This is a genomic window from Taibaiella sp. KBW10 (genome assembly GCF_003852495.1).
Classification (GTDB): domain Bacteria; phylum Bacteroidota; class Bacteroidia; order Chitinophagales; family Chitinophagaceae; genus Edaphocola.
This window is the reverse complement of record NZ_QAJI01000003.1, coordinates 553,001-569,244: the sequence shown is the minus strand read 5'-3', so window position 1 is coordinate 569,244 and position 16,244 is coordinate 553,001. Positions and strand designations below refer to the sequence as shown.

Genomic DNA, 16,244 nt, shown 5'->3' with positions numbered 1-16,244 from the left:
CAATAAAGCGATGATCACGATCATCGCTTTATTTTTGGGAGACCACTTTGTGTATAAAATCTGCCCTGGAAAGCCCGAAATCACGCAATTTTTGGATATTTTAGCACTCAGTCTTCCTCTTTTGACCGATATGCTGCAGCACACGAATATACATAACGCCTTTGCCAACTATTTTACCAAAGATAAATTGCATCCCTTCCTGTATCACCTTTCCAAAAAGATGAGCGAGGGCAATGTCTGCCTGGCACTGGATAGTATGACCACTGAGGAATGGGAAAACGAAGCGCCGGACCCGCAGGTAGTACAGCAGCATGTGCTGGTGGGCAACGCCGACGAGGTGAAGCCTTTTATTCTTTTTCAGGACAGGCTATACCTGCATCGTTTTTATCATTACGAAAAACAGTTTGTACAAAAAATACTGGTCCTGGTGCGGGCAGAAGTGGTGCCTGAACGCATGGATTTTTTACGCACTTTGCGTCCCTTTATCCAAGAACAATTATTTGCCCCGGAAGCCGGCCTGCAAAGTACCAACTGGCAAATGGTAGCTTGTCTGAATGCTTTTCTGCATCAGTTTAGTATTATCTCCGGTGGCCCGGGAACGGGTAAGACCACAACCGTAACCAAGCTGCTGTCTTTGTTTCTATATGAAAACCGGGAATGCAGGATTATGCTATGCGCTCCTACCGGAAAGGCTAAAGTGCGGCTGGAAGAAGGTTTGCGTAAAGTGAGAACCGCCTTCCATGCGATAGAGATCGAAGAATCAATTATTGCGCGTATAGAGCAATTACAAACGAGTACCATTCATAGTTTATTAGGTTATATTCCCGATAGTATTCATTTCAAACACAATGAACACAATCCTTTAGAGGCAGATGTGCTGATTGTGGATGAGTGCTCGATGATCGATATGGCCTTGTTTCATAAATTGTTTAAAGCGATCGATCCCCTAAAAACAAAAGTGATCCTGCTGGGCGATCAAAACCAATTGGCTTCTGTCGATGCGGGTAGTGTATTCAGTGACCTTTGCGCTGAGACTACTTTGATCAACCAATTTGATGCTGCACGCGCCGGATTTTTAAATGAATTTCTGGATCACGAGGCGCATCGAATACAGCCGGAATCAATCAGCACGCCGCATGCCCATCCTTTGTTTCAGCATATCGTGGCCTTGCAATTGAGTTATCGCTTTGATGATGACAAGGGCATTGGTAAACTGAGCAAGGCTATCCTACATAACGATGTGGCGGCCATAAATTCTTTTTTTGAAGCGCCCGACGAAGTGGTGGCACTACATAAGCATAGTGCTTTGCCGCAATGTGTACAAGACTTTTCTCAAAAATTATTAGCCACTCAAGGCGGGTATATTGGTATCCCGGATATTAGCGAAGCATTGGCCAGAATGACCAACAGCACCATACTCTGCGTGGTTAAAGAAGGCCGTCAGGGCGTATATGCCCTAAACGAACAAGTTGCTCGTAACTTATTTAATCCCGAGGCCGTTTTTTATGAAAACCAGTTGATCATGGTGAGCCAGAACCAGCCGCAGGAAGGTATCTTCAATGGCGATATGGCCCTGATCCGATCATCGGCTTCCGATGGCTTGTACTATGCCTACTTGCCAAAATCAGAGCAAGAGTATATGACGATCACACCCCCGCAAATACAATCCTGGGAGCCTGCTTATGCCATGACGATCCATAAGAGCCAGGGTTCGGAGTTTAATGAAGTCCTGATTGTACTGCCGGAGGCAAAAGAACATCAGTTGCTGACTCGTGAACTCTTATACACGGCTATTACCCGTGCAAAACGTAAAGTCGTGATTGTGGGCGATAAAGACACGATTCTGGCTACGGCTGCACAGAGTATTCGCCGTATTTCCGGGATACAACAACAATTTTTAATCTTACAATAAGGGCAGCTATGGCTTTGGAAATTTATATCTCAAATCATATCAGGTCGCTGTCTGCCGCGATGATCGATGACTTTAAACATCATGGAGCACCGGTTTTACAACCATATTATATCATTACCCAGACCATTGGCATGAACAACTGGCTGGTGGTGAATACCGCTAATCAGCTGGGTATTGCCGCCAATATGAAATTCCTGAAGCCTGCCGATATTTTATGGGAGGTCTACGGATTGTTAGGCGGCCAATCGTATTATAAGATCAACCGCCAGAACATCGACTGGCTGATTTATGCCGTTCTCAGTTCGGCTGCTTTTCGGAACCGCTTTCCCAAACAGGCCGCTTATTATATAGAAGAAGGCGTAGAGCAGGATGTAAAGAAATGGGAGTTTGCGGCTAAGATTGCCGATCTCTTTGATCAGTATCAGATCTACCGCAACCACATCATGCAACAGTGGAATACACAAGCGATAGAAGATATTGATCCGGTGATGCAATGGCAGGCTTTTATCTGGCAGGCCATTAAATCCAAGTCAGGAGAGGCTTTTCCCGACATCACGGCCATACACCATTTTATCCTTGCCGAACTCAAACATCCCGTACAACAGGAGCGTATCCGGCAGGCAATGCCTGTCTTGTACTTATTTGGTTTGTCTATCCTCACCCCTTTTCACCTGCATATTTTTTATGAGCTCAGCCGGGTTATCGATTTCAAATGTTATCTCGTAAACCCTGCTCCCGATCATTATTGGTTTGAGGATGAGCAGGAGCAACAGATTTTTCTCAAACAATTCAAGGGCAAAAACGTAGCCCACCTGAACGTCGGCAATGCATTGCTGACCAGTTGGGGTAAAGTACTGCAGAATACCTATCGTTTACTGTTCCGCTCCGATGAGTTTATCAATGCGGTCAATGAACTACCTATAACACAACCGGCACAGGGCAGTTTGCTGCAACAGGTTCAGTACGATATTTTTTATAATAAAACAGAAAATATACAGTTCACAGAAGCGCAGCTAAGGGATAAGACGATCAGTATTACCGCCCATTACTCCATTCCCCGTGAGGTGGAAGTCCTGTACAACTATTTGCTGGATGCCGTCATTCAGCAAACCTATGGTGCCATAACCGAGCGTGATATCGTCGTGATGGTGAGTGATATCAATGCCTATGCACCCTACATACGTGCCGTGTTTGATAATGCTCCTCATAAATTCAGCTACAGCATCATTGATGAAAGTATTGCCAATGGCGATACCGTGATTAGCGCGCTGATCCTTTTGCTACAAGTCAATGAATATAATTTTACCGCAGAGCTGGTATTACAATTACTGGAATCGGAGCATATTCGCAGGCGTTTCGGGATCTATAAGATGGAGTATATCCGTAAGATCGTGTTAGCCGCTAATATTCGCTTTGGAATAGATAATGATTACCAGGAAGGAATTGACGATACTTATCTTGTGAGCTGGAAATATGGCTTACAAAAACTGATGTTCGGCATGTGTTTCGACGAGTCGCAATGGTATGTTGCCGGTAGGGATGTGTATACGACCGATATTGCCGATAACATAGAGGACATGCACCAGATCACGGCACTGTCCAGTTTTGTCCAGGCTTTGGAAGAAACCCTTAAACGAAGAAAAGTAAATAAGAACCTGAGCGACTGGAAAACCTATGTGGATGACCTGATCATGGGTTTTGTGATTGAAGAAGAGCAGGAAAAAGATGAACAATATTGGGACCTGATCACCCGCTTCAAACAAAACGAAATCATAGATGCCTATCTCGACGATACGAAAATAAGCTATGAGGTTTTTAGTAAACGGCTCCTGAATGCCATCAGTGGTGAACAGCAAAGCCTAAACTTCATGAATCGTGGCATTACCTTTTGCTCACCATTACCTTTCCGGAGTATCCCTTTTAAAATCATTGCTTTGTTGGGCTTAAACTTCGACGCCTTTCCACGTAAGGAATCATATGTCGATTTTGACCTGATGATTCAAAAACCGATGCTCGGCGACCGGAACATCAGGAACAATGATAAACATCTGTTTTTAGAGTCGGTTTTGTCTGCCGAAAGTGCCCTGTACCTGAGCTATATCGGCCGGTCGATTAAAGACAATAAGCCCCTGCCTCCTTCTGTACTGATCGATGAATTGCTGGATTATATCCAAATCGGGTATCGTGCCACCGGAGCAGGAAAATTAAGAGACCTACTGATCCAGCAACATCCGCTACACAGTTTTAGTAAAGTATATAATCAGGCTGACCGTGCATTAATTCCCAATTATCTGATCCAGGAGGCAAAGCCTTTCCCGATTACGTTTAAAGCAACAGAAGCGCAGGTGATGATGCAGGAGCAAGTCTTTTCCTTAAAAGACCTGCTTCAGTTTTTTACGAAACCAACCCAGTATTACTATAACAAAGTACTACAGGTGTATATAAATGATACGATAGCACAAGTGGCCGCACACGAAAACTTTACACTGGACAGCTTACAAAGATGGGCCGTACGGCAAGCGCTCATTGAGGGCAAAATTCATGGAGATGAAGCCGAGCGCCTAAAAGCCCTGTATGCTAATGCCATATTGCCTTTGCGCAATGTAGCACCAACATTTATTGCAGAGCAGGACGAAGCGATAACACAAATCTATCAACAGTATCAAGACTTTCTTAAGGATACCGCACCGCAAAGCATTACGGTGATGTATACCTGTGATCAATATGTGTTTACCGGAATCATTGATAATATCCTGGATGGGAACCTGATTGACTATGCCTTAAAAGCAAGTAAAAGATCGCTTAAAAATAAAGTGCAATTATTCCTGAAATACCTGTTGGCAAAAGCTACAGAACAGGTGGCAGCGGCCTTTCTGATTACCCTGGATGGTATCCTTGCCTTAAAGCCCTGTACTAAGCTAGTGGCTCAGGAAACGCTGGAGGTATTCTTGCGCTTCTTTATCAAACATCATAAAGCCATGATCTTATTCCCGATGGATCTCTATGAAGAGAAGCTCCATGCGGATAATTATTTGACTAAGCTCGAAGAGAGCATTCAGCAAAATCGTTATTACGATAATTATATCATTCATGCCCTGCCTTTTATAGACGAGGCAGCACAAAAAGAATATTTCACCGATTTTAAAGATCTTTTGGATCAATATATTTTACCCGCTTTTGACCATGCCTAAGAAGAACGAGATATTTGATGTCAACCAGGTCGCCTTAGAGGGTACGAATCTGGTGGAGGCCAGTGCCGGAACGGGAAAGACCTATTCCATCGCTATATTGGTGCTGCGCCTGATCATCGAGAAAGGCATAGGCGTACAGCAGCAATTAATCGTGACCTTTACCCGTTTTGCCGTTGCCGAATTGCAAGAGCGGGTCCGTCATTTTATCAAAATGGCCTATGATGCCAGTTGCGGTCTTACGATTAAGGATGAACTGATAAATCAATTAGTACAGTCGGTACCCGATATGCTTGCCCTCAAAGACCGGCTGAGAGGGGAGCTCTTGATGATGGACGAGGCGAATATCTTGACCATACATGGTTTCTGCCAGCAAATGCTGAATGAATTTGCCTTTGAAACCAAACAACATTTTGATGCGGCCTTACAAAGCGATCTGAACGATATTGTTGCGACTGCCGTCAATCAGTTCTGGCGTGAGGTAGTGACCAACCTGCCTGTCAATACCTTTTCCATTAAGGAAATGGATATTTTTAAAGCACAATTGCCAACACTGTTTTATAAACATTTGGGTGGCTTGCAATATGCCGCTTATGATGCGACGCAATCCTACGACGTATTTGAACCCTTTCTGAAGATAGGATTGTTGCAGCAAGAACTGGCGGAAACAACACAATCCTTGTCTCTGCTGCTGCTTACTCAGCGGGAATCGGTTGCCGCCGCGGTTATGGGTAATGCCTATGCTAAGAAAGCATTAGTGCCGCTGCTGGACGATGCTTCTGCTTTTATAGAAGCCGCATTAAATGCCGGCCGTAAAGGCACCGCGTACATACAGAAACTGGAAGGTGCATTTTGGGATACCTTGCAGCAGGTTTTGCGGCAGGAAGAATCCCTGGCCGCGCAAAGGGCCTTGTTCCAACAATATTTATCCTATCATGCTTTAAGGCATTACGCCCCAAAAGTGACCGAGTATATCCATAAAAATGGCATCCTTACCTTCGATGCCATGATAGAAGACCTGCATCGTATTGTGGTGAAGGAAAAGAATGAATATCTCTGTAGCCTGATCAGGGCGCGGTATGCAGCCGTCTTTATTGATGAATTTCAGGATACAGATACCATACAGTTTGAATTGTTCGAACAGCTATTCATGAACCGGGACAGCCCGAATGAGACCATTCTCTTCCTGATCGGTGATCCCAAGCAAAGTATTTATGCTTTTCGTAATGCCGATGTAGACAGCTATCTGGCGGCCAAGCAAAAAGTAGATAAGGTCTATTCCATGAATGTGAATTACCGTTCTACTGCACGCATGGTGCAGTCTGTCAACTATTTTTTCAGCGCACTGGGAACACAGGCTTTTGGCTATGAAGATGCCGGGGAGCAGAGTATTACGTATATTCCCGTAGAAGGGAAAGATCAGGTGAAGGCGATACAAAGAAATCATACTCCCGATCAGGATACATTGGTATTGGCTTATGCCGATAAAGTGGGTGATGCCAAACAGGCCTTGGCAAAAGAGATCGCCTATCTGCTGAATCCGGAAAATGGGTGTACGATAGATGATGGCAGTGGTGGCCTAAGGGCAATTGTGCCCTCCGACATCGGGATCCTCGTGCGTACCGGTAAGGATGGTGCAGACCTTAAAAAAATACTGCGTGCCTATAATATCCTTGCCGTGCCTATCGATGATACAAGGGTGCTGCAAACCAAAGAAGCAGGAGATATGATGCGCTTGCTGCAGGCTATGCTGGCACCTACGGTCAAAAATATAGCCTCAGCCTTATACCTCAGTTTTATCAATACACTTTACTATGAAGAGCAAGCGGCCTTGCTGGACAGCAATCACCTGGATGAAATCGCCCTGACGGCTTTGTTTAAAAGTTATCATCAGCTGGTGCTGGAGCAGAAAGTATACCAGGCTTTTCAGAAACTACTATCAGACTTTAGTATTGCGGCCAAAATGTCGAAAGACAATAAATCTTTGCGTGCGCTGGCCAATATTATACAATTAATGCAATTGATGCATCAGCAGCAATACCGGCGCAATATGAATGCCGATGACCTGTTGCTTTGGCTGCAAAATCCGGAGGCGGCAGCTGTTTCCGGCGATGCCTATGAGGTGCAACTGGAAAGTGATGATAATGCCGTGAGCATCGTGACCATTCATAAGAGTAAAGGATTGGAATATAATATCGTGTTTGTATACGGGATACACACGAAAGAAACTGTCCGTAACGGATTTAATCATTTTAAAGACCGGGAGGGTAAGAAGAAATTTATAGAAAAAGAGTGGTTGCGTGAGGAAGAGGAGGCGCTGTTGTTAAAACAAGCGGAACAGGAGCAAAGACGGTTGATGTATGTGGCCCTTACCCGTGCAGTATATAAATGTTATATTTTTTATACCAAGACAGGGCATAACAATTCGGGACTATATCAATACCTGCAACAGTTGCAAAGCAGAGAGGGGCTTTTGCTTGATTATACGGTCGCCGATACCGTAGCGGCCTATGTACCGCAGCAAGATAACCGTACCCTAAAAACGATAAGTTATCAGGAGCAGGCCGTGCTGGGGAGCAAATCTCCCTGGAATATGGTGAGCTATTCGGCCTTAAATGTAAAACACGATTATGTACCTAAAAGTAATAGTAATCAGTTAGCAGACTATGATGCTTTTGTATTTAATGAATTGCCCCGGGGTACAGAAGCCGGAACCTTATTACATACTATTTTTGAACAACTGGATTTTACAAAAGACTACAGCAGCCTGCAGACCTTGGGTAATTTTGAAAAGATGCATTTATCCGGGTTTAACGTCCGGGCCAATGGTACCCTAAAAACAGACCGGACAGATCTCCTGCGGCAATTGGTCTATCATACCCTGCATGCCACCATCCGTTTTGCAGATAACATATTTGAGCTACGCTCGATAGCTAATCATGCTAAGATCAATGAGCTGGAATTTAATTTCCCGCTGCAGAGTACCGCCATCCAGGAGCGCTTATTGCCGCTCTTGCAATCCTATGGCGCCACATTGAATGATAAATATTTTAGTTTATCCGGTATGATGAACGGAAAGATCGATTTATTATTTGAGCAACAGGGACAATATTATATCCTGGATTGGAAATCCAATTACCTGGGTTTTGACATAGCCGATTATGAGCGTGAAAAGCTGTATGAAGCCATGACCGAACATAACTATCATTTACAGTACCTGATTTATACTGTGGCCGTACATAAATACCTGCAACAGCGTATGGGTAGTGCCTATCAGTATGAGGTTCATTTTGGGGGAATTGTCTATGTTTTTTTGAGAGGTGTGCGGAGCGGGCAGGATGCTGGTATTTTTACCATCAGGCCTCCGTTTGCGCTCATTGAGGCCCTGGCAGACTTGTTCTTTGCCCCTAAAGATTAGTTTAAATAAATGGAGCCGGGTTTATAGACCCGGCTCAGTATAGTTATCAGTTTGAGCAATTAAAATCGATGCCTTACAGCAGCACTGAGTGTTTGTCCACTGGATATGCTCTCTTTCTTCAGCGCTCCATCAACATAGATTTGTACTTTTAGAGTAGAAGATGCAAATGGTCCGCTTCCATCTACCACAACCGTAGCATTTTGACTGCCCGCAGGAACAGTAATTTCCGGGCTTACCCAAGTAGTACCATTCAGTTTTGAAGCGGTTGTCGTCTTGGTATCATAACCGTATACGGCTACTTTAATATTACCCTCCGAAGAGGTATGCGCCTTAAATACAACCCTGTGTGCTGACCCGCCCTTTTTTTTACAGGAGGAAGCGAAAACAGCCATGCAGGCGGCAACAGACACAAAAAGTGCAACTTTTAGTTTATTCATATTTGCAGTTTTAATAAAACAATTAGGTTTAGTTTCAAAATAGGTGGGCAATGCCTTACTGTCAATCGGTTTTGTATGTTGATATCCTTAACCGAATTTACTATTTCATCGCCAATCTGGTATCGCCAGATATAAAATTACTAAGATTATGCCTGAAAAATGCGTCTTAAAAGATAAATATGAAACATTTTTAATTTTATAAATATAACGTATTGATACTTTGTACCTTAAAAATTAACTATCATGAAACAAATATGCTTTAGCGCTACTAAAAAGACACTTAACAGGATGAGATTTATTGTTTCCGCATCAGGAAAGGGATTGTGCTGTTTTTTATTATGGACTACTTTTTCCAGTTGTGAGCAGCAGCAGAGCTGTAGTTGTTATACGCGGGGCAGTGATCCGCAAGCGCCCGGCACAACACAATATTTTCATGATAAAATGCGTGGTAATCAGGCGTACCAATGGTGTAAGCGTAACGAACGTGACTTAAAGGCTGCGAGTCCTGCGCTTGCCGATTCGATTTCCTGCGAACTGTTTTTGCGAAAATAGAATAGCGACTATTTTCTTAGCTAATGATGGGCGCGCCAAAGGCGCGCCCATCATTAGCTAAGAAATATTGAAAATTATCTGACTGTAGTACGGCGCTTTTTTGAGCAGAGCCGGTCAGGACAGGGGAGACTTTACCATCGGGTCTCCTTTTGTATGGAGCATGTTTTGACCGAGATGTTTTTCAACCCGAGAATTAAAAAGGTAAAAGGGCCGGTTTAAAAACCTGGCCCTTTTACCTTTAAGGAATAGAAAATCAAAATTGATAATTTGCAGAAGCACTAAGTACCTGCCCACTGGAAGTACCTTCTTTCTTCAAAACGCCATCTACATAGATTTGTACTTTTAAAGTAGAAGTGCTATTCCCTTGTCCATTCACCACGACATTTGCATTTACAGTGCCGGCGGGAACGTTCAGTTCCGGGCTGCTCCAAGTGGTACCCGTAAGGCTTGAGGCTGTTGTGGTATTTGCATCATAACCATATACGGCTACATCAACGCTACCGCCCGAGGAAGCTTCCGCTTTAAATACGACCTTGTGTGCAGAACCCTTCTTTTTGCAAGAAGCGAAGAATATTGCCGTACAAGCAGCAACAGAGACAAAAAGTGCAATTTTTAGTTTGTTCATAATAATAGTGTTTTATGTTTGTTTCGCTCCAAAAATAGGCGCAACATCTTAATAATGAGCGGTTTTTTATTTTATTTTGGTTTCCTTAACAGAACCTGCTAAACTATTGCTAATCTTAGGTTTTAGGGCATAATCTCACTAAGGTTTGGGCCTGAAAATGCGTCCTGTATTGTGAAAATAAAGCATAGTGTATTTTCTTAATACGAAATAGGCTGATATTAAATGAAATGGCGCGCCGAAGGCGCGCCATTTCATTTAATATCAATAAAGATTACAGAGATTGCAAAACAATATTTTTGATTTCACTGATGTGTACCCGTTCTTGTGCCATGGTATCACGATGACGGATCGTTACGGTTTGATCTTCTTTCGTTTGGTGATCAATAGTTACGCAGAAAGGGGTACCAATAGCATCCATTCTTCTGTATCGCTTACCGATGGCGTCTTTCTCTTCATAGAAACACTTAAAATGCTGGCGGCATTCCTCCATCAGTTCTTTAGCGATTTCCGGTAAGCCATCTTTCTTCATCAGTGGTAAAATGGCCAGTTTGATCGGGGCTAGTTTCGGAATGAATTTCAAAACTACACGGCTATCCTGTTTTTCCTCTGTGCTCAGGTCTTCTTCCGTATAGGCTTCGCTTAAAAGCATCATGACAGTTCTGTCCAGACCAATAGAAGTTTCGACCACATAAGGAATGTAATTACCATAAGCCTTACCGGTTTCCGGATCAATATCTGCATCAAAATACTGCATCTTTTTCTTGCTGAGCTCCTGGTGGCTTTTCAGGTCGAAATCAGTACGGGAGTGAATTCCTTCCAGTTCTTTAAAGCCCATTGGGTATTCATATTCGATATCACAGGCCGCATCGGCATAGTGTGCCAGTTTTACGTGGTCATGATAACGGTATTTGGCGCTATCAATACCCAAAGTAGCATGCCATTTCATACGCTCTGATTTCCAGTATTCATACCACTCTTTTTGCGTGCCGGGCCGCACGAAAAACTGCATTTCCATTTGTTCGAATTCCCGCATGCGGAAGATAAAGCCACGGGCTACAATCTCATTACGGAATGCTTTACCCACTTGTGCAATACCAAAAGGGATTTTCATTCTCGCCGTTTTTTGTACATTCAGAAAGTTTACAAAAATACCCTGAGCGGTTTCCGGACGTAAATATATTTTGCTCGCCTCTTCAGCTACCGAACCCACCTCTGTAGAGAACATCAGGTTAAACTGACGCACATCTGTCCAGTTCACTGTTTTACTGACCGGGCAGGCAATTTTATTTATCTCAATCAATTGTTTTAAACCGGCAAAATCATCAGCAGCAATATATTTATCCATGTCGGCGAGTAATGCCTTCCCTTCTTCTTCAGCCAGTGTTTCGGCAAAACCTTCTATTAAATGATCTACCCTATAACGTTTGTTACTATCCTTATTATCAATCATCGGATCGCTGAAATTATCGATGTGGCCGCTTGCTTTCCATACGGAAGGATGCATAAAAATCGAGGCATCGATCCCTACAATATTTTGCTCATTCATTTGGGTCATCCACTTCCACCAATATTCTCTCACATTTCTTTTCAGCTCAACGCCCCATTGTCCATAATCATATACCGCACCTAAGCCATCATAAATTTCGCTGGATGGAAATACAAAACCATATTCTTTTGCATGGGCAATAATTGCCTGTAGTTTATTCTCGTTTGCCATAAGTTGCAAAGATAAATATTTCCCCATAAAATCGCCATGATCCTTCATTAACGATTCGTTAGTGAAAAAACGCACGCTAAATTTTTGTATACGAAAAAACGGTATTAGTTTAGCAGCCGAAACCAACTTACAACCTCAGAAAATCCACTTACTAATAGTTTTCTTATTTGTCTACCTGAAAGAAATAAATTAAAAATTGTTTAATGTACTTGCCGTAAACAGGCATGGTATCGCTATTTACTATAGCTGATGCTACTGCTTTGTATTGCGTCTAAGTACCAGTTTGGAGTAGATGAAAAAAATTCTTGCGATTGTATTATCGCTGATATTATTGTTGTATACACAGGGTAGTTTTGCTCAATGTAGCGGCGGCACCAGTGCCGGCACTGCCGGCTATATCTGTGTAGGTGGCACCGCTCCCTCCAATGCTGCGGTACCTCAGGGTGGTTACTATTTACTCAATGTAATTAGTGGATTAACCTATAATATTACCTCAACCGGATCCGGTATTACCGTAAGAAATGCGGATGGTTCGGCACTGATTCTGCATAGCACAACAACGACACTTACTTTTACGGCTACTTATTCCGGCCTCGTCAGGGTCTATAACTGTCGTGCCACGGGTACCGCCACACTAACCTATGCGATTACCGGAGGTTCCAATAATATAGATAATGCCGCTGCAGCCGGAACAGATGTATGGATAGAGCATTTTTATGATCGCCTGGATAATGTGGCCGGTGCGCCTACAGATGCCAATGCTTTTACAAGGTACATAGGCACGGGAGTCAGCACAAAACCGGTGGCTTTCACGGCTACTTTTGGGGGTGCTAACGATGTGACCTGTCTTGATGTATACTCACAAGGGACCTTACGTACAACCTTACTCAATTATTTTTTTGCAGTACGTTACCGGATGCTCTCTACCTTACCCAAAGGCGTTTACCTCGCCGATATGGCCGGAGATGACGGGATTCGATTGACCGTTGATGGTACGCAGGTATTTAACCGGTGGATCGAGCAAGGCGTTACTACCTATACAAAAGAAGCCTTCCGCTTAACCGGGAACAGTAACCTTTTATTTGAATATTATGAGTCTGTAGGAGGCAATGAGGCTACTTTTCAAAACCTGAGCAGGGTGTCCAACAGCATTACAACCGATCAGACTATTTGTGTTGGGGGTACTTTGAGTGCCTTGAATGGTACCAATACCCTGACAGCTGCACCGGTTTCGAGTGATGCCCGTTTTACCATTACTTATCAATGGCAACAATCTTCAGACAGCCTTACGTTTACCAATATATCTGCTGCGACCGCGCAAAACTATACACCCACCGTTACGGCTGCAGGTGTTTACTATTTTCGGCGACTGGCCAATGTAAGCCGTACCAATGATGGGATGCCCAGTGCCAGTACTGTACAGGATGAAAGTAATGTGGTTAAGTTAAGTATTCTGGCCACACCGGTGGTTACCTTAAGCGGTGGTACTTCAGTCTGTCAGAACGTAACTGCGCCCAACCTTACGTTTACCAATCCCCAAAATGCAGCGATCACAGTAATTTATAAGATAAACGGGGGGGCAAACCAGACCCTCAACATTGCGGCGAGTGCTACGGCAACTGTAGCCGTTCCTACCGCAACTGTAGGTGCCTATACCTATGCGGTGAACAGTGTGGCCTATCAGGCGGCACCGGCATGTACCAATACTGCAGTCACCGCTACGGCCACCGTCAACGTACGCGCCTTGCCCAATGGTAGTTTAGCAGCAGTAAATAGCCAGGTCTGTAAGGGGCAACAAGTGCAATTAAAGTTTACCGCAAGTCAGGGTACCGGACCATTTACCATAATCGTAAGCGGCACAACTTATACCGGAATTGTGAGCGGTACGGCCTTTAATGTGAATCCGAATATAACAAATACCACAACCTTTAACCTGACGAAAATAACCGATGCGAATGGCTGTGTGTTGCAAAATCCTTAAATAGAAATTCCCTAAACAATAAAACAATATAAACCAATTATTTACAAATTTTAAATGCGCAAAAAGATGAACAAGAAAATGTACAAATTACAACAATGGGCAGCCGTACCTTTATTGGTATTGTGTAGTCTTTTGTGGAGCAGCAAAGAAAGTGCTGCACAGATCAGTACTGCAACCGTTACGGTGCATGACTCTTCTTCCATTACTTTACCCTCGGCGGCAACAACCGCTGCGAGTCCTGCCAGTTTCTGTACTGGTACGAGTACAACCCTGAGTGTGAGCGGAGGTCGTTTAGGCTCCGGAACGCCCGCTGCCCAATGGGTATGGTATGCTGATGCCTGTCCTACAGGTGCAGCTACTCCGGTAGGTACCGGTGCTTCTATTACCGTCTCTCCGACGAATGCAGGTACCCAGCCCATCACTAAAACTTATTATGTAAGAGCCGAAGGTGGTTTTTGTAATATCAATACTGCCTGTGTACCGGTAACGGTAACCATCAACCCTGTACCGGTGGTGACCGCCCCGGCCAATCAGGTTTATTGTGCTAATGCAGTAGCTCCGGCAACTTCATTGAGCGGTACGCCTACAGGTGTTACGTATGCCATCAGCGGTGGCGCCAGTGTTGGCCTTGCCAATGCGAGCGGCCTTACACAAATTCCTTCTTTTACCGCATTGAATACAACTTCTGCGCCCGTTACGGCTACCGTGACCATTACACCGTCTGCTAACGGATGTACAGGTACACCGGTTACTTATACCATTACGGTAAATCCGAAAGCAACCGTAGTGGCTACGGCAGATATTACGAAGTGTAATGGCAATGTGGTACCAGCGATTAGTTTCACCAGCACAACTACCGGTGGCACCGTTACCTATTCCTGGACCAATGACAATCCTTCTGTAGGTATTGCCGCCAGTGGTACAACCAGCACCATTCCATCCTTCACTGCAACCAATACAAACTGTACGAATGCGGTCGCTAATATTATTGTAACGCCGATCTATACCAATGGTGGTTCAACCTGTAACGGTACACCAGATACCTTTGTGGTAACCGTACGTCCGACACCAAATGCGACACTGGCCGCTATTGATCCTGCTTTGTGTCAGGGTACAGCAGTACAGTTGAAATATACCGCCACTTGTGGTACCGGTCCGTTTGCTATTGAGATCAGACAAGATGGTGCGACACCATTCCAAAACTATACCGGTGTAACCAACGGATCAAATATCACCGTTACACCAACACCAACCAGTCAGGGTACACATACCTATGATCTGATGAAGATCACCGATGCGAACGGTTGTTCGAATCCGGTAACGCCATAAAAGGCTATTATTGACCATAAAGACAAATGAAACATATACGTTCACATATTATCATTTACCTGTGTTGCCTGTTATGGAGCGGAATGACTTTACTTCCGTTCCATAGCCGGGCACAGATTACCAGCACCACAGTACTGGTGATGCCGAGTCCTGTTATAGACTCTGTGGGCTACCATTGTTATGGTGGGCTACCCATTCAGGTTTATGTCTCCAATCAGATCTCTCCCTGTGTATACTCTATTCAAAGTACCATACCCGCTATTGCGCCAATACCGGATAATAGTACGGGTACTTTTTATAATGTAATCGGGATTACCGATGCGGTGTTCCGTGTCCATAACGGGGCCTGTTATACGGATAAAGCGGTACACTTTGATTGTAATGGAGAACCTTTGCCTGTAAGGCTTACAGACTTCAGTGCACGTTTGTATCAGGATCATGAGGCATTAATCAGCTGGGCGGTACAAGAGCAATCAGACATCCTGCGCTACGAGGTAGAAGAATCGGCAGACGGCAGGGTATTTAAATACTTAAGTACGACAGCGGCCGGTACAGGTACCAGTCAGCATTACGAATACATAGATGAGCAGTTATATCAGGGATATAATTTTTACCGGCTTAAAATAATAGGTACCGATGGTAGTGTACAATACAGCGCAGTGCGTTTTGTAATCTATAACCGGGGTAATGAAATGGTTTGGTATCCCAATCCGACCAGCCGTTACCTGTACCTTGAGTTTTATAATGAAGCGGGGGCGTCGTCTCTGGATATCAAGGTGTATAACAGTATAGCCGGTAGTCAATGGATCGATCGCAGTTATAAACTACAAAGCGGCTTGAACAAGCTGGCGATAGATGTAGGTTTACTGGCAGATGGTGCGTATCATATGATATATGGCTTTAAGGATAGTAAGCATCGTGGAGGAACGATTAAGTTCCAGAAAGTAACCCAATAAAACATCTTTTTGCACATTTAAAGCATCAGTCCTTAGGGCTGATGCTTTTTGTATTTATTTATTTTTATTACATCACTTGTTGTGTATAATCATTTTATTGACATTAGCAATAGGCTTTTTTGTTAAACC

The 16,244-nt window shown here is 43.9% G+C and carries 10 protein-coding genes; 7 read left to right on the top strand and 3 right to left on the bottom strand.

Annotated features, from left to right (window positions below; translation table 11 throughout):
* The first annotated feature begins 10 nt into the window (after positions 1-10).
* From recD to DBR32_RS06750, 3 genes are read left to right on the top strand one after another with little or no spacing between them, the layout of a single operon-like run.
* A complete protein-coding gene (recD, locus tag DBR32_RS06760) occupies positions 11-1,912 on the top strand; it encodes an exodeoxyribonuclease V subunit alpha (protein ID WP_124635530.1) in 1,902 nt (633 codons plus the stop codon).
* An 8-nt stretch (positions 1,913-1,920) separates the two neighbouring features.
* Positions 1,921-5,103, top strand: coding sequence for an exodeoxyribonuclease V subunit gamma (locus DBR32_RS06755; protein ID WP_124635529.1), 3,183 nt, complete (start codon positions 1,921-1,923; stop codon positions 5,101-5,103).
* Complete coding sequence (locus DBR32_RS06750) at positions 5,096-8,518, top strand: UvrD-helicase domain-containing protein (protein ID WP_124635528.1); 3,423 nt, start codon at positions 5,096-5,098, stop codon at positions 8,516-8,518. Before DBR32_RS06755 ends, DBR32_RS06750 begins: the two co-directional genes overlap by 8 nt.
* Positions 8,519-8,577: 59 nt before the next feature.
* On the opposite strand, the gene DBR32_RS06745 is transcribed toward DBR32_RS06750, so the two are convergent.
* Positions 8,578-8,955 (bottom strand): hypothetical protein, encoded by a 378-nt coding sequence (locus DBR32_RS06745; protein ID WP_199724384.1) that lies wholly within the window; start codon positions 8,953-8,955, stop codon positions 8,578-8,580.
* 243 nt (positions 8,956-9,198) lie between these two features.
* Between DBR32_RS06745 and DBR32_RS06740 the strand changes: the two genes are divergently transcribed.
* Positions 9,199-9,507: a hypothetical protein gene (locus DBR32_RS06740; protein WP_124635527.1), complete on the top strand. Its 309-nt coding sequence runs from the start codon at positions 9,199-9,201 to the stop codon at positions 9,505-9,507.
* 253 nt (positions 9,508-9,760) lie between these two features.
* On the opposite strand, the gene DBR32_RS06735 is transcribed toward DBR32_RS06740, so the two are convergent.
* Both DBR32_RS06735 and DBR32_RS06730 read right to left on the bottom strand, forming a co-directional pair.
* A complete protein-coding gene (locus DBR32_RS06735; protein WP_124635526.1) occupies positions 9,761-10,132 on the bottom strand; it encodes a hypothetical protein in 372 nt (123 codons plus the stop codon).
* A 271-nt stretch (positions 10,133-10,403) separates the two neighbouring features.
* Positions 10,404-11,849 (bottom strand): glycine--tRNA ligase, encoded by a 1,446-nt coding sequence (locus DBR32_RS06730; protein ID WP_233559679.1) that lies wholly within the window; start codon positions 11,847-11,849, stop codon positions 10,404-10,406.
* A gap of 292 nt (positions 11,850-12,141) precedes the next feature.
* On the opposite strand from DBR32_RS06730, the gene DBR32_RS06725 reads away from it, so the two are divergent.
* The 3 genes from DBR32_RS06725 to DBR32_RS06715 all read left to right on the top strand — a co-directional run bounded on the left by DBR32_RS06725 (position 12,142) and on the right by DBR32_RS06715 (position 16,115).
* Complete coding sequence (locus tag DBR32_RS06725; RefSeq protein ID WP_124635525.1) at positions 12,142-13,830, top strand: hypothetical protein; 1,689 nt, start codon at positions 12,142-12,144, stop codon at positions 13,828-13,830.
* Between the two features lie 66 nt (positions 13,831-13,896).
* On the top strand, positions 13,897-15,159 hold the full coding sequence (locus DBR32_RS06720) for a PKD-like domain-containing protein (RefSeq protein WP_124635524.1): 1,263 nt from the start codon (positions 13,897-13,899) through the stop codon (positions 15,157-15,159).
* Positions 15,160-15,185: 26 nt separating this feature from the next.
* On the top strand, positions 15,186-16,115 hold the full coding sequence (locus tag DBR32_RS06715) for a hypothetical protein (protein ID WP_124635523.1): 930 nt from the start codon (positions 15,186-15,188) through the stop codon (positions 16,113-16,115).
* Positions 16,116-16,244: the final 129 nt, after the last annotated feature.